27 protein-coding genes are annotated in these 22,099 nt (G+C 55.2%); 8 read left to right on the top strand and 19 right to left on the bottom strand.

Translation table 11 applies throughout. The features are described 5' to 3' along the window. The first annotated feature begins 2 nt into the window (after positions 1-2). Genes LJD29_RS12950 through LJD29_RS12935 form a run of 4 tightly spaced genes read left to right on the top strand, consistent with a single transcriptional unit; the run spans position 3 to position 4,068 of the window. Positions 3-668 (top strand): Eco29kI family restriction endonuclease, encoded by a 666-nt coding sequence (locus tag LJD29_RS12950; protein WP_446741959.1) that lies wholly within the window; start codon positions 3-5, stop codon positions 666-668. 27 nt (positions 669-695) lie between these two features. Next, positions 696-1,670 (top strand): hypothetical protein, encoded by a 975-nt coding sequence (locus LJD29_RS12945; RefSeq protein ID WP_446741958.1) that lies wholly within the window; start codon positions 696-698, stop codon positions 1,668-1,670. Then, positions 1,664-2,977 carry a Piwi domain-containing protein gene (locus tag LJD29_RS12940; RefSeq protein WP_446741957.1) on the top strand — a complete coding sequence of 438 codons (1,314 nt, stop codon included), beginning with the start codon at positions 1,664-1,666 and terminating at the stop codon, positions 2,975-2,977. The genes LJD29_RS12945 and LJD29_RS12940 overlap by 7 nt, the downstream gene beginning before the upstream one ends. After that, positions 2,974-4,068, top strand: a complete 1,095-nt coding sequence (locus tag LJD29_RS12935) for an SIR2 family protein (RefSeq protein ID WP_446741956.1) — start codon at positions 2,974-2,976, stop codon at positions 4,066-4,068. The genes LJD29_RS12940 and LJD29_RS12935 overlap by 4 nt, the downstream gene beginning before the upstream one ends. A 197-nt stretch (positions 4,069-4,265) precedes the next feature. Here the strand turns inward: LJD29_RS12935 and LJD29_RS12930 are convergent, their stop codons facing one another. Next, entirely contained in the window at positions 4,266-5,171 is a 906-nt protein-coding gene (locus LJD29_RS12930; protein ID WP_446741955.1) for a LysR family transcriptional regulator, read from the bottom strand. Positions 5,172-5,451: 280 nt separating this feature from the next. On the opposite strand from LJD29_RS12930, the gene LJD29_RS12925 reads away from it, so the two are divergent. Next, entirely contained in the window at positions 5,452-6,387 is a 936-nt protein-coding gene (locus LJD29_RS12925) for a LysR family transcriptional regulator (RefSeq protein WP_446741954.1), read from the top strand. A 390-nt stretch (positions 6,388-6,777) separates the two neighbouring features. Here the strand turns inward: LJD29_RS12925 and LJD29_RS12920 are convergent, their stop codons facing one another. The 4 genes from LJD29_RS12920 to LJD29_RS12905 are packed head-to-tail and all read right to left on the bottom strand — an operon-like array spanning position 6,778 to position 8,380. Beyond that, positions 6,778-6,942, bottom strand: a complete 165-nt coding sequence (locus LJD29_RS12920; RefSeq protein WP_446741953.1) for a hypothetical protein — start codon at positions 6,940-6,942, stop codon at positions 6,778-6,780. 13 nt (positions 6,943-6,955) lie between these two features. Continuing rightward, positions 6,956-7,552: a YdeI/OmpD-associated family protein gene (locus LJD29_RS12915; protein ID WP_446741952.1), complete on the bottom strand. Its 597-nt coding sequence runs from the start codon at positions 7,550-7,552 to the stop codon at positions 6,956-6,958. Beyond that, positions 7,549-7,995 carry a DUF1569 domain-containing protein gene (locus LJD29_RS12910; protein WP_446741951.1) on the bottom strand — a complete coding sequence of 149 codons (447 nt, stop codon included), beginning with the start codon at positions 7,993-7,995 and terminating at the stop codon, positions 7,549-7,551. The genes LJD29_RS12915 and LJD29_RS12910 overlap by 4 nt, the downstream gene beginning before the upstream one ends. A 22-nt stretch (positions 7,996-8,017) precedes the next feature. Continuing rightward, entirely contained in the window at positions 8,018-8,380 is a 363-nt protein-coding gene (locus tag LJD29_RS12905; protein ID WP_446741950.1) for a VOC family protein, read from the bottom strand. 112 nt (positions 8,381-8,492) lie between these two features. Between LJD29_RS12905 and LJD29_RS12900 the strand changes: the two genes are divergently transcribed. Next, a complete protein-coding gene (locus tag LJD29_RS12900) occupies positions 8,493-9,155 on the top strand; it encodes a TetR/AcrR family transcriptional regulator (protein ID WP_446741949.1) in 663 nt (220 codons plus the stop codon). 71 nt (positions 9,156-9,226) lie between these two features. Here the strand turns inward: LJD29_RS12900 and LJD29_RS12895 are convergent, their stop codons facing one another. The 5 genes from LJD29_RS12895 to LJD29_RS12875 all read right to left on the bottom strand — a co-directional run bounded on the left by LJD29_RS12895 (position 9,227) and on the right by LJD29_RS12875 (position 13,002). After that, on the bottom strand, positions 9,227-9,622 hold the full coding sequence (locus tag LJD29_RS12895) for a DoxX family protein (protein ID WP_446741948.1): 396 nt from the start codon (positions 9,620-9,622) through the stop codon (positions 9,227-9,229). 67 nt (positions 9,623-9,689) lie between these two features. Then, a complete protein-coding gene (locus LJD29_RS12890; RefSeq protein ID WP_446741947.1) occupies positions 9,690-10,385 on the bottom strand; it encodes a hypothetical protein in 696 nt (231 codons plus the stop codon). A 42-nt stretch (positions 10,386-10,427) separates the two neighbouring features. Continuing rightward, complete coding sequence (locus LJD29_RS12885) at positions 10,428-11,414, bottom strand: quinone oxidoreductase family protein (RefSeq protein WP_446741946.1); 987 nt, start codon at positions 11,412-11,414, stop codon at positions 10,428-10,430. Between the two features lie 419 nt (positions 11,415-11,833). Then, complete coding sequence (locus LJD29_RS12880) at positions 11,834-12,187, bottom strand: VOC family protein (RefSeq protein WP_446741945.1); 354 nt, start codon at positions 12,185-12,187, stop codon at positions 11,834-11,836. Positions 12,188-12,534: 347 nt separating this feature from the next. Further along, entirely contained in the window at positions 12,535-13,002 is a 468-nt protein-coding gene (locus LJD29_RS12875) for a DUF1801 domain-containing protein (RefSeq protein ID WP_446741944.1), read from the bottom strand. 389 nt (positions 13,003-13,391) lie between these two features. Between LJD29_RS12875 and LJD29_RS12870 the strand changes: the two genes are divergently transcribed. Further along, the gene (locus LJD29_RS12870; protein ID WP_446741943.1) at positions 13,392-14,024 is read left to right on the top strand and encodes an HD-GYP domain-containing protein; all 633 of its coding nucleotides are present in this window, start codon (positions 13,392-13,394) and stop codon (positions 14,022-14,024) included. Next, on the top strand, positions 14,021-14,305 hold the full coding sequence (locus LJD29_RS12865; protein WP_446741942.1) for a KH domain-containing protein: 285 nt from the start codon (positions 14,021-14,023) through the stop codon (positions 14,303-14,305). The genes LJD29_RS12870 and LJD29_RS12865 overlap by 4 nt, the downstream gene beginning before the upstream one ends. A gap of 326 nt (positions 14,306-14,631) precedes the next feature. On the opposite strand, the gene LJD29_RS12860 is transcribed toward LJD29_RS12865, so the two are convergent. From LJD29_RS12860 to LJD29_RS12820, 9 genes are all read right to left on the bottom strand, one after another. Then, on the bottom strand, positions 14,632-15,537 hold the full coding sequence (locus tag LJD29_RS12860; protein WP_446741941.1) for a TadA family conjugal transfer-associated ATPase: 906 nt from the start codon (positions 15,535-15,537) through the stop codon (positions 14,632-14,634). A gap of 63 nt (positions 15,538-15,600) precedes the next feature. Then, positions 15,601-17,637 carry a type IV secretory system conjugative DNA transfer family protein gene (locus LJD29_RS12855; protein ID WP_446741940.1) on the bottom strand — a complete coding sequence of 679 codons (2,037 nt, stop codon included), beginning with the start codon at positions 17,635-17,637 and terminating at the stop codon, positions 15,601-15,603. A 14-nt stretch (positions 17,638-17,651) separates the two neighbouring features. Further along, on the bottom strand, positions 17,652-17,960 hold the full coding sequence (locus LJD29_RS12850; RefSeq protein ID WP_446741939.1) for a hypothetical protein: 309 nt from the start codon (positions 17,958-17,960) through the stop codon (positions 17,652-17,654). A 216-nt stretch (positions 17,961-18,176) separates the two neighbouring features. Next, entirely contained in the window at positions 18,177-19,238 is a 1,062-nt protein-coding gene (locus tag LJD29_RS12845; protein WP_446741938.1) for a hypothetical protein, read from the bottom strand. Continuing rightward, positions 19,235-20,299, bottom strand: a complete 1,065-nt coding sequence (locus LJD29_RS12840; RefSeq protein ID WP_446741937.1) for a hypothetical protein — start codon at positions 20,297-20,299, stop codon at positions 19,235-19,237. The genes LJD29_RS12845 and LJD29_RS12840 overlap by 4 nt, the downstream gene beginning before the upstream one ends. After that, entirely contained in the window at positions 20,296-20,568 is a 273-nt protein-coding gene (locus tag LJD29_RS12835; RefSeq protein WP_446741936.1) for a hypothetical protein, read from the bottom strand. The genes LJD29_RS12840 and LJD29_RS12835 overlap by 4 nt, the downstream gene beginning before the upstream one ends. 2 nt (positions 20,569-20,570) lie before the next feature. Continuing rightward, positions 20,571-20,879, bottom strand: coding sequence for a hypothetical protein (locus tag LJD29_RS12830; protein ID WP_446741935.1), 309 nt, complete (start codon positions 20,877-20,879; stop codon positions 20,571-20,573). 86 nt (positions 20,880-20,965) lie between these two features. Next, on the bottom strand, positions 20,966-21,364 hold the full coding sequence (locus LJD29_RS12825) for a hypothetical protein (protein WP_446741934.1): 399 nt from the start codon (positions 21,362-21,364) through the stop codon (positions 20,966-20,968). A 30-nt stretch (positions 21,365-21,394) separates the two neighbouring features. Further along, complete coding sequence (locus LJD29_RS12820; RefSeq protein WP_446741933.1) at positions 21,395-21,808, bottom strand: single-stranded DNA-binding protein; 414 nt, start codon at positions 21,806-21,808, stop codon at positions 21,395-21,397. Positions 21,809-22,099 lie beyond the last annotated feature (291 nt).

Here is a 22,099-nt window from a genome sequence, read left to right as displayed (position 1 = left end):
GCATGGAGAGTCCCTATAATCCTCTCGACAAACTGAACCTTGGACGCAGTGTGGCGGAAGCTCTTCTGCTGCGTCCAGTGACGCCGCTTACAGAGACAACGGAGCTCGCCGGTGCTGGCGTTTACGCGATCTATTACATAGGGTCGTTTTCACCTTACCAACCTGTCGCTCAAAAGAATCGTGACGAAGAGTTTTCGCAGCCTATCTATGTAGGTAAGGCGGTTCCTAAAGGCGCACGTAAGGGCGGATTAGCTTTCGATGCGGCTAAGGGGAAGGCTTTGCGTGACCGCTTGCGACAGCACGCTAGTTCTATAGATGAAGCGATAAATTTGGATGTAACGGATTTCCGTTATCGCTCGTTGGTGGTGGACGATATCTGGATTCCTCTTGGCGAAAACATGATGATTGAACAGTTCAAGCCCATTTGGAACTTGGTGGTCGATGGTTTTGGCAATAAAGATCCAGGTATGCGACGCGCAGCCCAATACAAATCCCCGTGGGATGTGTTGCATCCTGGACGGAAATTCGCAGAGAAACTCGCAGATGGAGGTTTAACTGCGGAAGCGCTGAGTACCAGACTGGCGGAGTACTTTGCTGGGCAGGCTGTACCTCTTGTTCCCACGGAGGAGGCTGGAGACATCGGCACAGCCGAAGGCGAAGAGGATTGAAAAAATAGGAGCGCTGACTGGATAGACATGCAAGTTGTCATCAATAATTTCGCTGCGGATCTGATGCCGGTCGAGCCATCGCTTCCGTTCCTCGATTACACGTCATGGGACGAATCGACGAAAGCGAGGGATTCCGAGTTTGGCGACTACCAAACGTGGCGCTATGAAATGGATGATGACGAAGCAAGCTCATCCACAAGGCGCATCCGAATGGTTTTTTTGAATGGTTTGGCGGTTCCAACCGGAGCGACCCACAGATCATTTGATATTGGAAGATTTTGGCGAATCGGCAGTTTGTTGGCTGAACAGGCACTTGCATCTCACTTCTCACAACGCGGTTTTATGGTTGAACAAAGCCATTTTGAGAATGTCGCGTTGCGCCCATATCGCATGTCTCCGGATGACGCTATCGAACTAGCGACAGGAATCTCATTTCTGGTTCAACGACCATTCCGGGAAGAAGCTTACAGATTCGCGGTCGCTTTTCGATGGGTCGTTCAAGCTCACTTCAAAGAAAGTTTGGCGAACCCGGCATTAGCGGGGATTGCGTTAGGAATGCCAGTTCTATACCGCCCTATAGGAGCAACAATCTCACGCGATCTTTCCCCTTTCCATAATCGTTTCATTGGTCGCATCAGAAGCGTTGAACGTGATGGAACCGCGACGGTTCTTTGTAAAGACGATCAGCATCGTGTCATTTCTCTTCAAGATTTGCGGCTCGAAGCTTCGCCGGCCGTTATCAAGCAATATGAAAGTAAAGTTAGAGGGAGATCGGGTACCTCAGCGGTCGTCCGTGAGATTCAAAGACTCAATCTGAGCCTCACAAGGGATAATCGACGAAGCGTCACGGTGCTCCGTGATCGTTTGATGGCGATTCGTGAACTACTTCAGGAGTCGGGTTCTTCAACAGACCAGCTTGTGGTTCCTTTGAAATCGTTCGAATCTGGTTCACTAGCTGTAAGTCTTAGCCCTATGGAAGCAACGCTGGGGAGTTCATGGTGAACGGCCACATACTCCAGCCAGTGCAATTCGCCTTCGGCAACGAGAGGAGTCGACCGGATAAGCTCCGTGGACTTGTCGAATTTGGTCCATATCGCGCGCTTGATGAGGATCCAATCTTTGGCTTTGTCTTTCCGACAGAGTATCGCGATTATGCGAACCGATTATTCCTAGCTCTGAAGAACGGTGTCGGCTCTTTTAAGGGTGTTGAATCGACCTTCCGCTTTCGACTCACTAAAGATCAAGTATTTCCCGTCACCGGCTTTAGCATTCGAGGCAAGAGTCCCCATGATGCAGCGAAGCTCTATCAGGAAGCAATCCTGAACTGGAATGCTGGTGCGTCGAATCCCAAGCCCCACATGTTCTTTATCATCCATCCTCAAACCTCCGCGTCGGAGCCTGATACTCCCTATTACGCCTGCAAGGCAAGACTTTTGGCGGAAGGCATACTTTCCCAGAGCATCACAGCGGAACTCCTGGCCGATGAGGCCAAATTTCGCTGGTCGGCAGCGAACATTGCCTTGGGAGCGTTTGTTAAACTTGGCGGCACTCCATGGATTGTTTACGGTAAGGAACTGGATCAAGAATTGATTATCGGTCTTGGACGTTCTTACTTATTTGATCCCCAATCCCGACAGACAACTGGCTACATGGGATTCACAGCCTGTTTTTCCGCCCGCGGCGCCTTTCAGTTTGTAGCATTGGCGGAAGTGACCGATGATCGCAAGAAGTACTTGAAACTTTTAGAGAACGTAGTCGCGAACTCATTGAAGCGTGCCGAAGCCATTGGCAGGACTGTTTCCTCGGTGACATTACATGTGCCCAAACACATGAGCCGTGAAGAAATGGATGCTGTGTATGGGGCCGTACGGAACCATGCAAAGCAAAACATTCTTCAAATTGTGGTTGTGAAGATTTCAGAAGAGGAAACATTCTTTGCAGTCGATACGAGATTCAAAGATGGAATCCCGCATCGGGGCACGATCTTGCAAATAAATGATCGTGATTACCTTCTATATACGGAAGGTCGCGACGAGAAAGAGTCTTGGGCAAATTTTCGAGTACCGGTAGCTCTGCGAATCACACCGCAGGGCGGAGCGCGACATCCAGGTGGCATTAAGACGGTTATCCGGCAGATCAATGATTTGAGCCAAGTTAATTGGCGTGGATTCAACGCTCGATCAAAACCGATCTCCAACTACTATGGCGAACTCATCGCTCGACTGCTTAGCCACATTGCCGCTGAACGTATAAAAAATCTTCCTGAATCTTCGCTTCAGCTTCTACAGGAAAGAATGTGGTTCATATGACCAAGCTACCCCGTATCGCTTTACTCGCGGGCGCGGGTTTGAGCGCGGATGCTGGTTTACCTATGTCGGTTGAGTTGGCAAGGAGACTCCGCGAGAAACTGCTTACAAGAGCGGCGACATCCGAAGGCACCAGTGTTGCCATGACAGAACGCGAACAGGCTGAACGCTGGCTTGCGCTTTTTCATTTCCTTGAAGGCGGAGTGCGATTTCAGGAGGGGATCCTTAATAGAAATCCGGGAAGCCCTGTAAATATTGAGCAAATAGCAATCGCCGCAGAAGAGTTGCACCATAGGACCAAAAATCCCCTTGCGGCATATGCAGCCGGATGGCATAAGCGGATTGAAGATCTGGAAACCAGAGACTCCAAACTGCTAAGTTCATTTTTGGATTTCACGTATCGCTCTGTCGAAGAGGAATTGCGTACTCCCAAGGATGTTTCGTATTTGGAGGGCCTAAAGGATTTATGTATAGACGGTTCAGGCCTCGATATTTTTAGTCTGAACTATGATCTGTGTGTCGAAAGCGCCTTAAGTGCGGCTTCGGAAAAGTTTATAAACGGCTTTGATGAAAACGGGGTCTGGTCACCCGACAGTTTCTCAAGCGCTTCCGGGATCAATCTTTTCAAGCTTCACGGATCACTCGACTGGGTTGACGATCCTATATATGGACTCTGTTCGCTCGCATATCCTCGACATGAAAGCGCGGATACGATGCAGGGGGATGACACCCGTCCTCACCTTGTTTTTGGTACTGCGCATAAATTATCCGCCAAGGAACCGTTTCTGACGTTGGCCTATAACTTTTCAAGGGCAACACTCAAAGCTCAGATTCTTGCTGTGGTTGGATATAGCTTCGCGGACGAGCATATTAACCAAATCATTGATCAGGGTATGAAGAAAAACTCAGGGTTGAGGCTGATTGTTGCGTCGCCAAATGCCGCTGAGATTGTCGCAAGTCATTCATCACTGGACAAGAATCCGCGCGTCTCCCTCATAGCGGAAAAGGCTGAGGGAATCTTTAACAAGAAATTGCTGCGTCAAGAAATTCGCAAGATCTTGAAGGATGCTTCCACCGAAGCTCCATTTAGTTAGCGACGTTCATGTCGGGCCTGTACAAGTTTCCCCGTGCTTCGCTAGATATTGATTGATCGCTTATCTGAAGTTACTGTTGCTTGGCTTCCTTGTGTTGTCGCATGCGGTCAGGGAGATAACACCCGCAAGAAAGAGAAGAGAGAATCTTCGCATATCATCCTCCGGTCAAGTAGTTGAACGAGCAGAGATTTTCGGCTCTAATTGATCTCCATCTTGAGAGCAAGAAGTTGGGCGAGAAACACATCGACAATGTCTTTGAGCTTTCCGTAGCGCAGATCGCGCCGCATGAAGAGCATGGTTTCGATTCCGAGATAGCGGTCTGCCAATGGCTTGAAGACCACCCCGGAATGAGAAATGCGGGATGCGGAACGCGGTAGCAGAGCCAGACCGGAGTTACGGGCGACGAACTCAAGCGCGTGCATTGCACCCCTGACTTCTCGGAAGAGGGGTCGGACTCCCAAACTCCTGATGTATCTCATCACCTGACCGTAGAAGCGCGGATGCGACGACCGCGGCATCCAGAAGACTGTTTCCCTATCAAGGTCATGTGCGGTCACGCTGGCCTTCTGAGCCAGGTGGTGGCCTCTCGGCAGGCAGACCGTAAACCCCTCGCGTCCGGCTCGGTGCACCCATAGGTCCCGGTCTACGATGGGGCCTGTCCCCAGCGCGGCGTGAAGCTGACCGCGAAGCACCCGCTCTATCAGCTCGACCGTGTTTGCGGTCTCTAGAACAATGTTGGACGGCTCATCCCCTGGCGGATGCGGTGCAGGACTCAATCCATTCAAGAGTGGCAGGAATGCGCTGTGGGTGTATGGAGAGTATCCAAAACGGTAGGGACCACTCTCGGTCTGCGCATGGAATCGGGCCAGGTCCCACGCGCGTTCGGCGTGGCTCAGGGAAAGAGAGGATTCCTGAACGAACAGCCTTCCCGCGTCGGTCAGTGCCACGCTACGGGTGGACCGGTTGAACAGTTTGACTCCGATGTTCCTTTCCAGTGAAGCCACCCTCCGTGTGAGCGACGGTGGCGCAATACCCAGCTTCTTCGAAGCCCGGATAAAACTGCCTTCCTGTGCGATGATAACGACCAGAATATTGACTTCCAATGGATGCCTGCTCTGCATAAGACCCGCCTTGGACGGCCAAAGTGCACCGGTGTGCTCTAAGAGACTATGAAGCCTTGGATAAAGTCCAATTCCCGAAACGATTTCCGAAATTCCAAAAGGAATAACGAATCCGCGTCCTGCCGCCTTATGTTTACGTCCTTTAAAGAGAGGAGCGTCTAAACCACAGCATCTCTGACGGAATCATCCTCGTCTTGAGCTGGAGTCGTATCGGCCCATCCCAGTGGTTCCGCCTTCCATCGCAGAGCAGGCAGGGATCATCATGGCACGCAATCAAACACGATTTATGGAATCGGCGGTTGCTCTTTCCGAAGAGCTCAGCTTTACGTTGGCTGCCATCAAAATCAACGTCAGCCAATCCACCATCACGAAAAATATCAAGGCACTGGAGCGCACGCTGGGTGTGCAGTTGTTTGTGCGGGACCGCAAGGGGGTCAGCGTCACCGATGCTGGACGCGCCTATGTCGAACACGCGAGAAAAGCACTTTTATATGGAGAACGCGCCTTCACTGCGGCCCTCGCGGTTGCTCAAGAGGCCGATGTCGTGCAGCACGTTGGACGATCTCCGTATACCGATCCTTTCTTCTTGTCGATGCTGATGTCCATACGGCTGCCTCTCTACCCGCAGTTAAAGATAGAAGTTTCGAGCCAGTTCTCGTATGACCTGGTCCACGAGTTGATGTCTGGCCGTCTCGACCTCGCCATTGCCAATGAGCCGCCATCGTCTGCGCAGATTACGAAGGTACAAATCGCCGAAAGCCCGTTCTATATAGGAATGCTGAGGGGAGATGAGCTTGCCAATCAACCGAGCGTCACCTTGCATGATCTCCGCAAACGGAGATGGATTCTTTTCGCGAGGCGCTTACACCCGCCACTCTACGACGCACTGATCCAACAGGCAGAGCAGCAGAAGGTGCCCCCCACCGATGTACAGCACATCACCTCGCAAGAGGAGGCTTTTCCGTTTCTCTTCGAAGGTAACAGCGTCGCCTTTCTCACGAAGGCAGGCGCCCTCTTGTTGGCGCGCAATGGAGTGACGGTAAGGCCGCTGGCCGAAGAAACCCTTTCTCTAAAGACCTATCTGGTGTCGCTTGGAGAGAACAGGTCAAAAGTGACCAGCGAGCTGGAAAGAACCTTTATGCGAAAGCTTCGTAACCTCGCGGCAGTCACCCGGTCTCCGATAGCGCTGACTGCATAGCTCTCGCGGTATCTTCTCCCGCCTGCCGCCGAAAGAGCTCAAAGTAGTCAGATCAGAGATGGTGTTCTCCGAGATTGGCATTGGCCTCGGTCAGAGCGTGCGTGCCTCTGACGGCAGGTGACCGCGCGCATCGACGTAGCATGAGAGTGTCTCCAGTATGGTTAGTCCTCAGACGGCTCAGAGAGGACAATCTGCACGTTGATCTGACCTTCCCACTCGCATCGGGGGCATGTGGCGATGCCGGTCGTTGCCCCTCGAAAGTCGATTTTTTCGAGGTTCAGTTCGTAATCGCAACTGGGACACTTGTGGACACTCTCCCACAGCGGTGTCGGCTTATCGCTTTTTGGATCAAGCGCCATAGTGTTTAGTCGTTGAACAGAACGTGATCGTTTAGTAAGCCCGTATCCCAAACCATAGGCGTCCGAGTACCACTCCCAAGTCGACTGCAAAGGGTTGAAGATCATTCGTGTCGGTAACCACGCTCCTGTAGTAACCATCGATTGCCATCTGGATCGTAAAGGCAACCCGGATGTAGTCGAGCAGGGCCATCGTCATCTCACAGTCTTCGTCACGCCTTCTTCTTGGATCGGTGGATCGTCTCTCCGCGCTCCAGCATTGCGACGAACTTTGCTATGCGATTGGCGCGCGTCTCAGGCCGCTTCGCTTCGCCGACCCGATAGATGATTGAGTATCGGTTCGCGCGATCTAGCCCTTCGAAAAAACGCAATGCGGCCTTATTCGAGCGCAATGCCGCGAGTAAATCTTGAGGCGGCTCAGCCTTACCCTGCGAGGCATATGCCGCATCCCATCGGCCATCCTCCTTCGCAGCATTGATCTCGTCAATGCCGGCTGGCAAGAGACGGTTTAGCCCTGCCAAACGATCGACTGCTGCGCGGTTCTTCGCGGACCAGCGGCTCCCTGCACGGCGCGGAGTCATACGGATGAGGAAGTACGAGTCATCGAACTTTGCGAGCTGACCATCGATCCAGCCACAACAAAGCGCGGTATCGATCGCTTCGTCTCTTGAGATCGTCGCCTCGGGCGCACCGGCCTTCGAAAGTTTGAGCCAAAAGCCTTCAGCCGCCCGCGGCTGGCCGGACATGTAGGTTTGAAGCTCTCGCGAACTCTTGAAGGTCAGCGTCGGAAGGGATTCAGATTTCTTCATACGCCGAACTGGCTCAAATGATGGTCAAGATGCTTGTATCCCATCGCGGACCATTCCATAGGCGTCATGTGGCCGAAGAAGCTGTGAGGGTGAGTTGTGCAACCTGTTGGTCCAGCGGCTGAAAATCTGTCAAGCCAACTGAGGAGCCGATGCTGCTCCGTAGCAAAGTCCCTCTCGTCTTCAACCAGCAGGCTCTTGTCTGTGGGCATGTTCCTCTTGATGGGTCTCTCCAAGATCGACTTCTTCGCGAACTTGCCTACGATCCGCCCAAGGAAGTTGCGGGGTGGTTTGTTAAGTCCCGCAGCCATCTCCATCCAGGCAGAACAATGAGCCAGCATCTGAGCAGGTGACATCACGCCCCAGTGCCTCTCGCTATTTGGCCGCAAACGTTCAATCCGGCCTTTGATCTCTGCTACGCAAGAAGGTTCAAACAGGTTCTTCACGAGCGCCTCTCCCATTCTGGTCTCAGTGACTGCTGAGAACCATGCGGTTTCCTTCGCTATCCCAGAACTCGGCAACCGTTACCCCCGGTTGCCAGGGCGCGGGCTTCGGATCATTGGCCTTCACGCCGCTTGCCTTCAGACGGGAGATGACACCGGCCAGATCGTCATCCACGAGCACCATCACTGGTCCCTTGGAAGGGTTCTCATCGGGGCGCTGGAGAAAATGCAGCGTCGTTTCTGTCCCTGGAAACAGCAGCTCGATCCAACGCCAACTATCTGGCCCCATAGGAGCGTCTGCGACAACCTGACAAGCGAAGTGTTCTGTGTAAAAAGCCTTTGCCCTGTCTTGATTGAACACGGGAAGTTCCGCAAATTTGATGCGCATATTTCGAACCCCAATCAGTCGTTAGGAACTAGACGGTACAGTACCGATTAATCAGAAGACTAGACTGCACAGTACTGTGTGTCAAGATTAAGTAGTTTCATCGAGGTGAAAGATGGCACGTTCCCGGCCTGCTAAGAAGACGGTAGTAAAAGAGGATACGGGCAATTCGGAGAAGAAGCGTCAAGCGATTCTGGCGGCGGCGATGGGTGTCTTTTTGAAGAGCGGCTACCTTGGGGCCAGCATGGATGAAATTGCTGCTATTGCGCAGGTCTCCAAGCAAACTGTGTACAAGCAGTTTGCTAGCAAAGAGGCACTGTTCGTCGGCATTGTGAGGGGCATGACCGACAGGGCGGGCGATGCAGTACACAACGACGTGCCGGAGTTCAGCGATAGCGGTGAACTTTCGGAATATTTAGAGATGTATGCACTGCGGCAATTGTCAATCGTCCTCACGCCGCCCATCATGCAGCTCCGCCGTCTAGTCATTGGCGAAGTAAGCCGCTTCCCGGAACTCGCGCAAGTTCTTTATGAGCGCGGGCCGCAACGCGCCATGACGATCTTTGCCAAGATTCTCGAACAGATTGGTGAACGCGGCTTGTTGAAGATCGAAGATCCAAAGACTGCCGCCTCGCATTTCAACTGGCTCGTGATGTCCGAACCCCTCAATCGGGCGATGCTCCTCGGCGATGACGCGATTCCGAAGCCCGCAGCACTCCGCCGTCATGTCGCGGAGAGCGTGCGCGTATTTCTCGCCGCCTATGAGCGCAAAGGTTGAACTCACCTGCACGAACTCCTCTGTGCAAGCTATGACATTGCATCGAGATTTGTTGGGCTCTCGAATTGCGGTCAGCCCGGTATATTGCGCTGATCGAAACTCGTAGGGCCAGCACCCAACTGCGAGATCAACAGCGCCCCACCAAGCATCGAAATGTTTTTCAGAAACAGCACTTCCTCTACAAAAGTCATTTGGGGATCACTCAGTCTCCAGAATGCGTGCATGTAGAGGGTGACGGGAACCAAAAACGCGACCAAAGCCCACGCTCCCCATCGGGCCTTATAGCCGAGTGCAACGCTGAGGCCTCCGATAAAAGCCAGCACACCGGACAGCGGAACGACCAATGCCGGAAGCATCACCCCTTGCCCGGCGGCAGCTTGAACGGCTCCGTGGGTAAAGTGATACGGAAGTGCCACAACGAAATTCAAAGCGAATAGAACTCTTCCGAGTGGACATAGAAATTTCATTCGGAACTCCTTCTTGTAGATCGATAAGAGTCGGCAACTACCCATGAAGCCGCTAGGAGCGCTGCATTCAAAAGGTCTCGCTCCACTGAAACCGGACTCTGGAACCTCGCATGACGATGGGTATCCACACCAGCAACAAGAACGATCCGATCTGGATCGCCGATAGCGCCGCAGCTAGTTGTGCCCAGCGTTTGAACAACAGGACCGCCACACCGGCCGCAATGAAGGTAAAGTCGTTGCAATAAGCCAGAAACAAGGGGCTCGGCAGCCACCTAGGTACGAGCGAAACAGTATCCGGGACATCAATGAGATGGGCGATCCCGAAGAAGATAAGCGCAAGACCGTAGAGTGCCCTCGCTACGTGCAGGCCGTTCGTTGTGCTGATCCAGCGAACGTGTTCATGGTCCCATTCAACGGCAACCCAAACGTAGATGACCATGCTTCCAGAGATCATCACTAGGAGAGGAAATACGGTCCAACAAGCCTCGAATGGCGATGTACGAATAAAGTTCGGTAGACGGAACAGGAGCACCCAGACCGATAGAGTAGCGAGCAGCAAGCGAGCAGCTCCGGCGGCAGACCGACTGAAGAGCAGTCCCGTACCTGACACGAGCGAAACGCCAATTCCAAACTCGACAAGTAGCTTGTGTGCTGATCCGGTGCCAAAGACAGGGTTCCACACCGGCATCAAATCGCTGTTGACGATCCCAACGAGCCCCATTCCAATCATCGTGACGGCGAAGACCATTCCTGAGATCGGCATCAAGTGTCCTCTCGGATTTTTGGAGTCTGGAGGCCATAACCTCTAGGAAGCACCGGCCAAATGAGCCACAGACAACAAGAGCTTTCCTTGAGAGTCGCGGTTCTCGATCATCCGATGTGCGTCCGCTGCTTGTTCAAGCGGCAGGCTATGAGTCAGGTTCAGCTCCAGCCATCCTTCTCTGACACCCGAGATGACTTCATCAGCACGTCGCAAAAGCTCGTCTCGTGTATGCATGTGTGCCAGGCTCGCGCCGCAGAGAGAAATTGAACGACGCATGAGCGTGTAGACCGAAACCGGACTGGGAAAACCGCTTGATGCCCCGAAAGCAACGATGTGTCCCCGCAACGCGACAGCTTCCAGGTTCTTCTCAGACGTTTCGCGGCCAACGCCGTCGAAAATCAGGTCGGCTCCACGACCACCGGTAATCCTCTGAGTCTCGGCAACAAAATCCTGACTCGTGTAGAGAACCGCATGCCCGGCCCCCAGTTGTTTCGCAGTGCGAGCCTTATCTTCGTTTGAGACTGTCGCGATCACCTCTGCTCCGAGATGGGATGCCCATTGAACGAGCAACCCACCCATACCGCCGGCAGCGGCATGGATCAATACGAAGTCGCCTTTCTTGGGTCTGCGGAATTCGGTGATTACATACTGCGCCGTCAATCCCTGTACTGGTAAAGACGCTCCCTGCTCGAAGCTCAAATCATCTGGAAGCGGAATCAGCCGGTCCGCGTCTACAAGAATGAGTTCCGCATAGGCTCCCTTTTGGCCGCCAAAAGCGACACGGTCAGAGATTTTCACGTGCTCGACGCCTTCGCCGACAGACTCTACGACGCCCGCTCCTTCCGATCCCGGCATAAACGGAACCGCATGCGGGTACATCCCGCTACGGAATCCGATATCCATGAAGTTCACCCCAGCCACTGCGATGCGGACGATCGCTTGGCCTCTGCCCGGGGCTTGCGGCACCGGAACATCCGTCAAGATAAGTTCTTCCGGGCCACCATGCCGCTCCACGACTATCGCTCGCATCAACTTCTACTCCTTTGTCCGAACAGCTAAGGTCGATTCAAGGTATACAGTTTGTAATGATATTTCGTCAATACAATCCGAATGAAGATTGCGAGCTGTGGCGCTGCCAAGTGATAATCTAGGCTTCACTTCAAGAGCGAGGTAGCGTTGCCAATCAAAGCCAAAACACTGTTGGATTACCTCGAAGAGCGCGGAGAGCTTGTCCCTGTACAGGTACGGCTACCCAAAGAGCTTGTAGAGCAGGTAAAGGCCAGACTCCAAAAAAACGATATGACTTTCACGGAGCTCATTCGAGGGGCTTGCCATTGGTATCTGGAACTGCCCGAAACAACAGTCGCCGAGAAGAAGAAACGGAAAGATCAAGGCAAGTCGAAAACGTCTTAGCTTCACAGAGAGCGAATATTTGCGCTCGTGTCCCTCTATTGGCAGTGCGTCATGACATTGAGCAGACGCCCAAATGGATCGCGGACGTAGAAGCGCCGTACTCCCCATGGTTCTGTTGCGGGTCCGTATTCGATCAACACCCCTGCCTCACGAAATCGGCGTAGCGCTTCCTCCAAGTCATCGACCTCGAAAGTGAAATCGGGAACGGACGTTTCTGATCCGCCCTTCGTTGCTACGCTGAGCTGCGGCTGCACGAGAGCATCTGCCTCGAAGGTCGCAATCCATCCCATGTCCATAACGACGTCGAGGCCAAGCAAGTCCCCGTAAAACTCTTTGGCCTTTGTGGTGTCCTGCGCCGCGATGTTGGGGATGATCCGCTTGATCTTCATGAGTTAAGACAAACCATTCCCATTTCCAACGTTCAATTTCTCACTCTTCGAACCACAGCGATTGCATTGGGAAACCCCAACCGGAACCATATGGAACTAGACCGTACAGTACCACATAATGGGAAGGTTGCACGACAATGTGCCAAAGGATCGAAGATCCGGATCACAAAATCTGGGGAGTCATATGAGGTGCAAAAGAGTTTGCTCATTCGTGAGGGTACGGAGGCTTAGGAGAGAAATAGATCTCAATAGAATGCCAATCGCGGGCGACCGCGCTCTCCTAAATCTAGCTCGAAGCCGAAAGAATAGAACTGCATTTTAGGTAGCCTGCTGAGCCGGCGGGAAGCCTATTTCTTCTTCATCGCCGCTGTGACGAACGGTTTCTCGGCGGCCTGAACCATCCACGAAAGCACCTGTTTCTCGTCGAGCTCGTCCATGGCGGCCAACTCGACGCCTCGTGTTGCCTTACCCATTCCGGTCGGTGTCACTGGGGGTTCTGGTTGCAGTTCGTTCCCCCGGATGAACATCAGCTTCAGGTGACCGACAAAGGCGCCGGAAGTGAAGCACCACCCATCAGGAACGCCATAGTACGCCATTCCCCATTTCACCGCGCGTTTGAGTTCCGGCAGTGCCTTGGCGGCCAAGGCATCGACACGTTTGGCGATGCTCTTCTGCGGTTCGGGAAGGCTCTCGATATAGGCAAATACCGGCTTGTCGCCTTCGGCCGCCTTCGCGGGACTCGCCTTGCCGGTCATCGCTACCAGAAGCTCGGCGTTTTTTGCCTGCGGCGTTCTCGTGCCCTTTTTTACTGCCAATGGCCCCTCCGTCCTACTTGGCAATGTGGCATTCGCAGTTCGGCCGCTTCGATGGCAGCAGCTAGGCGAAAGTGTACATTGCTCGGCAAGTAACGGTTCATCTTGCCCAAAGCATGGCCTTTCAAGGATGATGGAGAGTGGGACGGGCACGCACCGTCCTGGGGTGTCGAAACCCCTTAAGACAAGTTGACACGCTTCATTGCGTGTTGCTGGATTCCCTACGCCTTTTGCGTCGGGGAGCCTGTGACGTATGTCCAGGCCCCTAAAGCTAAAGGTCACAGGAGCCGCGTCTTAACGGCTTTCGAACTCCCCGACCAAGGGTTTTAGGGCATGTTTGCGGGGGCGCACCGCAAGCGATTTGCTCTGAGGCCGCTGTCGAGGAGCCGAGCTTGACCCCTCTGAACGCGAAACCCGAAGCGCGTCGTGATGCCCGATGGATGAAACTGGCGCGCGCGCATGACCCGATCCTTCATCTACACTGCATCCTCGTGTCTGAGCTATGCGCCTGCTTCAGCGCGTTCCTCGATCTTCCACGAGACCAGCAACTAGGACTGACGCGTGCCGGACTCCTGCACGACATCGGAAAGATCAAAGTCCTTGCCGCCATCCTGCAAAAGCCTTCTCCTCTCACGCCTCAAGAGACACAGATTGTTCAGGGTCACGCTCATTTCGGACACGAAATGCTGCTCGAAGACGGAGAAACGGACGAACTGCTCCTGACGACAACGCGTGACCATCATGAGCGGCTTGATGGCAGCGGCTATCCTCGGAAGCTCACTGCCCCCGATATTTCCATCGCAGTGCGGATTGTGACTTTATGTGATGTGTTCGCAGCGATGACGGAGCCGCGCCCATATGTTGCCGCGATGAAATGGGATGAAGCGTTGGCAGCTATGGCGAAGAAGCGAACACGTCTCGACCTTGATCTGCTAGCCGCGTTCGCCACGATGATGACTGCAATCAATTTCCCTAAGAAACGGTTCAGCCTATTCCAGGACAGTACAAGGAGATCAAGCTCATGACAATCAACTCCTCGTCCGTTCTAAGTGATGAAGATCCCATAAAACAATTTGTGCAGGAGATTGTGCGACTGCTGGTCGATGACGAAAATGCCGTACGAGTGGAATGCGAGGAGAAAGAAGGCATGATGACACTTAACATCCAAGTCGCTCCCACCGATACGGGCAAGCTGATCGGCAAACAGGGACGTACGGCACGTTCTCTTCGCACGATTCTGTCGGCAGTCGGCATGAAATACAAGCGACGCTACGCATTGGATATTCTCGGGCAGGATGAGGTCTAACCCATGATTGAGTGCAACGAATTGGCGGGTAAAATTGTCCAGCGTGTCACGGTATACGAGGATGGTGACTGTGGCCCCGAAGTTAACTTCGAATTCGCAGACGGCACCACATTCAATGTCTGTCTTACTAGTCGCGTCGAAGCGAAGCTTACGATAGATGAAGGCGGTGAGCCGCGGGAGATTCGAAGCTACGTCGAAGCCGACTGACACCATCTCGTCTTGATGCTGCAGCGATCATTGGCCGCTGTATCGTTGGCTTTGGTGAGTTAGCAGAACGCATTGGATAATTTGATCACTCTGTGTTCGTGCGATTTTGCCATATTTATTCAGGCTGTTGGTGTGCGAATCTCCGCGACGTGACGCCAGCCATCTTCATTCCTCACATGCACGATCACATCGATAGACCTCTCGCATTCTTCCTCGACATCGCGCAGGGGAACGCCCGCTCCTGAACCACGCATAGCAAGCTGCGCGAGGCGCCGTACCGCATCTCTGGCGCTATTGGCGTGAATGGTGGTAAGCGATCCGCGGTGCCCAGTGTTCAATGCGTCGAGGAAGACGCGCGCTTCGGGGCCGCGAATCTCTCCGACGATGATCCTGTCGGGCCGATGGCGTAGTGCGGCTTTGAGAAGGTCGGCGAATCCAATCTGGCTCTTGTGCGTATCAAGTTGGGCTTCCGCAGAGATAACGTGCGGTTTTCTGATGTAGAGTTCGGCCACATCTTCAAGGATCAGGATGCGGTCGTCATCCGGGATGAACGACGCCAGTACATTGGTCAAGGTCGTTTTCCCCGATGACGTGCTTCCAGAGATGAGCAGATTGTCACCACGCCGGACGTGCTCGGTCAGTATCCCGGCCTGCGTCTCCGTTAATGTCTTCCGGTCGATGAGGTCCTGAATGGTGAATCCTTTCGAGGTGAACTTTCGGATCGTCATCATGGGGCCAGGGTTGACGACGGGCGGGATGAGCGCGGCCATGCGGCTGCCATCGGGAAGGCGCAGGTTCATGATCGGCGAGTCGGCATCCAGCTTCTTGCCGAAGTGGTTGGCGATCACTTCGAGTCCGGTCAGCAGTGCTCCATCCTCGAACTGCACTCCGGTCTGCAATGCGATGTGGCCCTTCTCTTCGATCCAGACGGTGTTATCGGGATTGACCATGATTTCGGAGATGGCCGTGTCCATCAGCAGATGCTCGATGGGTTTGAGGAACGGGATGATGATTTCAAAACTCACGGGTATACCTCGGATGGTTGAAGGGTTGAGAACAATAATTTGCCATCGCCAATACGAAAGAGCTCATGCGGACGCCCGCGCAGGATCGAAGCCGATCTTTTCCTGCTCGAACCAGTTCATGGCGATGGGTAGGAAGTCTGGCTTGAGATAGCAGTAAGTTGCAGGCATTGGGCTGACGCCGTCGAAAGCCACGACGATGGATTGTGCGTTCTTAAGATCGAAGAAAACCTTCTCCTCGAAGACCGGTTCCTTCTGCTTCTGATATTGCTTGACTGCGGCGACGGAGCCTTTGCTGGCGGACGTTCGGCCCGAGAGCCATCCGACATTGGCATTGGTGGAAGTCTCGGAGAGTGTGTAACCGATCCGCGTACGGTCTTCTTTGCCACACAGCTCCGATGCATAGCGGGCGGTTTCAGGATCGGAGGTAGTAAGGAAGATCTTCGAGCGAAATGCCTGCAGGAGAGTCTTCACACCCTCGTTCGGTAGCGCATCTTTGAGGCTGGCGACCGACTGCGTAGCTACGATGGGGATGCAACGGGGCTGGCGTGATAAAGACAAAAACCTGTCATCCCCCGTCGGGTTGTCGCCGCCCACGGTGGCGAAGTTCTGATACTCATCGCAGATAAATACGGATGGGCGGTAGTGCTTCTCCGGTTCGGCATCCATGCGTGGGATGCGCAGGAGCATGGCGCGCTGATAGTCGATCTTCATCATGGTGCCGATGGTCTTGGCCAGCGCCGGGTTCAAGGCAACGGGAAAGTTCAGCCCGACAACCTTGCCGGATTCGATCAGCTCTTCGAATGCTGGCATGACGATGCCATCGGGATCAGTGACACATGGCTTGCCCTGATACAGCTCCTTCGGCGGACAGAAGACGCGGCGCACGTCCGGGTCGGTCTCGAAGAGAGAAAGGAAGACTGCGATGCCCTGGACGATGGAGGTCTTCACTTCGGAGCGGAAGAACTTCCAATGCTCCCAATACCAATACTGGACGCTCTGAAAGCGTTCGCGCGCAGCGGGGTCGGATGGCTTGCGGGTGAAGATAAGGAACTCGATGGAAGTCTGCTCGGTGAGCGCCGTCTCCAGTTGCTCATCCCACTTCGCCAGATACAGGTTCGCGCTGGCATTCCATGTGAAGCCAAGCGGAGCAAGCTGCGCCTCCTCGCTGAGATAGTTTTGTTTGTCGATGCCGATATAGCTGGTCGTGCTGAATTGCGAGCCGACCTCGACCAGCATTTCTTCGAGCCGTCCGGCGCTGATGACAGTCTGGAAGATATCGACCAGAGTGACGTAGCCGTCGCGGATACGGTGCAGCAGGATGACGTAGCGCACCAGATCCGTGTAGCTCTGTTGCCAGAATGGTTCTTTGCCCTTACCCCAGATGGAGGTGATGATGGAGGCGATGTTGAACGCTTGCGCGTAAGCATCGAGCGAGTTGTTCAGCGGGTTGTAGCGGATATTGCCGTGAAGCGAGATTTCGACATAATCCTCTTCGCGCCCACACCACTCCAGGATGCGCTGTAGCTGCCGGCAAAGGTCGCCTTTGACTTCGAGGACGATACCGGAGAGCTTCCGCTCGGGGTCGTTCGCCTTATATGCGAAGAGCTGGCGCATGGCAGGCAGAATCAAGCCCATCGTCTTGCCGGACCCGATGGAGCCGAAAGACGCGATGCCAGTGTAGAGACCGCGCTCGGGGATCGCGAGCCATGAAGGAAGTGCGGCTGCTCTCGGAGCAAGCCTGCTGTGTACCTCTCCAACGATCAGAGAGAGTTCTTTGCGCTTGCGCGGATCGGGATACGGCGGTAGTGCGCCGGGGTTCAGCTCCAGCTCGCTCTTATAGAGATGGACATACAGAAGTGAGAAGCCCATCGACAGCAGAATGAAGGGCGTCGAGTAAAGGAACAACTGATGTGCCGTCAGTAAGCCGCGCATAATATCCGGCCTCTGTATCTCCATCAGCCGTAGCATTGGATCGGCATGGTCGATAGGAAGCAGCGCGTTCAGGATGATGCCGCTCACGGCGCTCAGGCCAACCGAAAGCAGAAAGCGATATGCAATCAGCGGGCGGATGATTCGTTGCACACGAGGAGAGGATCGCATTGGGGTCACCTCCTCTACGCGTGAGCGGCGTTGCTCGATACCGGCGAGTCCGGCTTCGCGGCAGTTGCCGATATGGGTTTGACGGGTAACGTGCCTGGCTTCGCGTTACTTGCGGCACTCGCAGGAAGGCTCGCCTTGTATCTGAGGAAGTCTTCTTCCTGCGCAATGGCAAAGCGCAGCAGCTCGTTAACGATGTACTGCGTTTCATTGTTGGACCACTTTGCCATCAACTCGATATCGTCGAGGACGGTCTGGTCGATGGAGGATTGCAACTTGGCGCGGCGAATGCGGCTGACGCCATGCTGTAGTTTCAGTCTGCTCATGGGTATCTCCTGTAGGTGACTTTGGATCGTCAGCGGATGAGAACGGTATCCGTCAACGATGGGCTGTGTATCCGGTACGGATCAGACGAGCATCCGTGAAATATCTGCGGCGGATGCGTTGTGTATCGAGTGAGTGCGGAGGGGGGAGCGACCAGCGCGGCGTTAGCCGTCGCGTCAGCCCCGAAGGGGCTGGGTCGCTCCCCCCTCCGCACCTACTTACCACTCATCACCTCCTTCGCTAAATAGTTGTTCCTGCATAGTTTGTCGTTGAAGAGCCGATGTCTGAATAGACCGCTCACTAGACCCGAGACCCGACACTTCTATGCGCTCTCTGCGGAAGTTGTGAAGCGGATAGCGGTATGGCAGAACGACAGGGACGAACTTCCCGCGTTCCGCCTCACCGAGAAACCGATGCCGGACGCGCTCGACGTCCCCAGCCGCGAGGAGCGCCTGGTGCTCCGCCGCGGTGTACAGAGCATCACCGTCACGAAGAATGGCGAGATCGCGCAGCGAAAGCGCCGACTGTTTCATGCCGGCCTGCTTACGCACGCGGACGTAGTCGATGAAGTGGTCCACGCCGCGAGGAGTGGCCGCGGTCGTTCCGGGTCGCTCGTCGGCAAGCTTCGAGACGAAGAGGTTGTGGGCACGTTCAAAGTTCTGCGCAGAGTCGGAAAGGTACAGCAGCTCGAAACCGGGAAGCGCACGGAACAGCGGAGTATATCGATCGAGAAAATGCTCGAAGCTGCTGGCAGAGAGCGCGCCCTCGTCGGTGTAGCTGAATGAGAGACCGCCCTCCTTATTAAGGAGGACGGGAAACTCCTCGGCGAAGGTCACGCCACGGGAGCGCGGCAGGATGGACTCGCTGAGTCCGCGGGTCTCCGTGAAGTGGCTCACCTTCACAGCCTCCGTATCGAGCATCACCTCGTCGAAATGGTCGAGCACGAAATCCAGAACCATGAGGCGGGACTTGATCGTGGCATCACTCTTCAGCCGGCGATGGTGCGAAGCACCCAGCCCGGCTGCCGCATACACTTCGGTCGAGGTGAGGTGGTAGACAAAGCGAGCCTGCCCGCAGGCGATGCTTTGGATGTGGCCGAGTGCAAAGGCCCGACGCAGGAACTGCGCGGCCAGAGCGCCACGGCCACGCTCGATGAAGCGAAGGTATTGGCGGCGGAGAAAGTATCCCGAGTGCAGGGCGGCGAGGTACAGGAACGCGGCCTCTCGCTCTGTATAGCCAGCCGACTGCAACACCGGGATGGGATCGTAGGTGACTGTCATAGATCGAAGATGTCCCTCATCATCTGGTGTTCGTCTTCGATCTTTGCGGTGATACCGGAACGGTCGGCGCTGGAGGCGTAAGCGCGAAAACCTGCCTGCGCCTTGGCGCGCAGGTGACCGCGGCGGTACGCCGCCGTCAAGACTTCAATGTCTTCATGACCGCCGGTTCGTGAACCCTGGTCGGCTTCCTGGCTCCGGGCGTCATCCTCTTTCCGGCCGAACTCGATGCGGGCGTCGGGAATCTGGATCTTGCCATCCACGAATGGCAATGAATGCTTGGCGGCGACTTCCTGTTTGATCTCGCCCATGTCACGCTTCGGGTCGGCTTTCCGCGCCCGGTAGATGTCTTTTTGGACATCGGCTTTGATCTCGAAGTCGAGCTTGACCCGGAGATTCGTGCCTCCGTCGCGCTCGATGCGCTGGGCCGCATCGCGGTAGGCGCGATAGATGAGCGAGTCATGCTCAATCTCGCGCGGCTTCACGAAGCCGTAGTAAACGGTCTGGTCCTTCGGGACTTCGCCGCTCTTGCTGAGCCACGCGCGGCCATCACGAGTCAGCGTCGCAACCTCGACACGGTCGATCTGACGGCGCGTTCCATCGCGGCGAAGATTGATGTGGCGAGTCTCTACCAGCCCCTTGGAGCGGAGATAGCTCAGGTCCTCGCCGAGTTTGCGTTGCTTGCCGTCGTAGATGGCGTCACCGAGATCGCGGGTGCGGACCACGCGGAACCGTCCCAATTCCAGCATGACCTTGCGTTCCTCGGGGCGAAGCTGCATGCCGATGGTCTGCGATGGAATCTTGTTGCGCTGGGGCCTCCGCGGGGCCGTACCTTCGCGCGGGTCTCTGACCCTGCGCGGAGGAGTAGCCACTTCACGCTGACGGTCAGGCCGTCTGGGGGGAGCGGACCGGGGAGGGGTGTGGTTCGAGCGGCTTTGGTCCGCGCGCTCTTTGATCGACTGAAGGTGGCGCTGGACGGAACTTGGCTCCTGCGGACGCGGCGCGCCGGTCTGAGGCGGGGACTCTCTCCGGCGAGGCACGTCCTGCGGGATATCGATTCTCATGCCTCATCTCCATCGTTGGTGCTGTCCTGCGACACAGAGTGTGGGAAGTCGATGGACGCCTGCTCTGTCTTCTTACCGCGCTTCTTCTTTCCGGTATCGGGCGGTGGAACATCTGCGTCCGTCTCCGGCCTTCTGCCGGTGACACGGCGAACGTCGTAGTCAGCGGCGTCGGTAAAGCGGTCCTTTGCCTTTTCGGTCTGTTGGCGTAGCGCACGAATCTTCGCAACAAGGTCAGGTGTGCGTTCTATGGGTGAGTCTTCGGTGTGCATGACTAGAGCTGCTCCTCCTGATCGTTGAAGCGCGACAGAATCTCAGCCGACAACTCGCTCTTGCCCGTATGGATCTCCTGATCGAAGTGCTTTAGCTTGCGGCCTGTATCGCGCAGGAAGAACTTGCGCTCGATCCAGATGGTGAGACCGAGGATGTTGGTAAAGAGCAGAGCGCAGTAAAGCGCGATGGTCTTCAGATAGGCGTGCAGCAACAGTGAGCGCCACGGCGTGAGAAACACGAACTCGCGCGACATCCAAAAGATGAGCGCGAGAAAGACCAGCGTGGCGACAAAGACGGCGTTGGCGATCATGATGTCCTTTCCGCCGCGTTCCGTACGCGGCACTGTCAGAAGAAAAGCGGAGAGGCATTGGCCTCTCCGCGAAAGGCGAAGCGACGCTAGGTATCGCTGTCGCCGAAATCAACGAGAGCATCAGGCCGGTCCAGACGCTGGATGCGTGTTGCATAAACCGTGTCGGTGGTCTTGCTGACCCTATGGGATTCGCCCGAGACGACTACTGTGCGAGGCCCGCCCTGATTGCGCAGCTCCCCTTCGACTTCGAGGTATTCACCGCGCCGCATCCTGCGGACGAGGCCACAGAAGAACGGGCCGGGGCAGATGATGCGATGCCAGTCGGTGCGGGGGTTCCACTCGTTGTTGCCGAGGTCCCACACGCCGGAAACGGTTGCCAGCAACAGGACTGCGAATGAATTCTCTTGAATGTGGTCGGAGGACGGAGCCTCGGCATCTTTGACGAGGAAGCCACGGAACTTGACGGTGTTTTCGAAGAGCTGCATCAGTCACCTCCCGAGGGAGGACAACGCGGCCTAAGCCGCGTCGTCCTCCGTGACCGGCTCGGCATCGAGGTTCTCGGCGCGTGAGCTCTCGGGCTTCGCCACCAGCTTGACGGTGCTGGCGCGGACCTCCCAATCGTGGATGATGATCTTGCTCTTCTTCTTGTCCTTGGTGACCTCAAGCTCACGCTCGGTGCTGCGCAGCTCGCCCTTGACTTCCACGTAGTTGCCCTTCTTCAGGACCTTCGCGTACTCGGCAGGTTTGCCGAAGGCAACGATGCGATGCCAGTCGGTGTGGTTCACCCACTCGTTGGTCTGCTTGTCCTTGTAGCCGGTCTTGGTAGCCAATGAGAAGACCACGCAGATGCTCTGGTTCTTGGTTGCGAAGCTCTCGGCGTCCTTGCCGACGTAGCCCTTCAGCTTGATTTCGTTTTCGTAGAGTGCCATTGCATTTCTCCTGTTTGTATTTGCCCGAAGTTCCCTCGGGACACTCCTGCGCGAAGCGACGCGACGTGCCCCGCTCCCAAGTGCCAAGCGGCGCTTTTTCGGAAGGTTCGGAAAATCTTTTCGTCCGCGCTCTTTGCGGAGATCTGCCGAAAAGATTTTCTGAAAGCCGAAAAAGCAGAGCCGCGCCGTGCCGCAGGGCGCGGGATTAAGCACAGAGCGAGTGACCGAGGGAAAGCAGGGAAAATACGGGGAGAGATGGCGCTCTATGAAAATGTCCTGCTGTGCGGCCCA

Source organism: Silvibacterium acidisoli (assembly GCA_022870745.1).
Taxonomy (GTDB): Bacteria; Acidobacteriota; Terriglobia; order Terriglobales; family Acidobacteriaceae; genus Silvibacterium.
The sequence above is the reverse complement of the archived record's forward strand: the minus strand, read 5'-3'. Positions and strand labels throughout refer to the sequence as shown.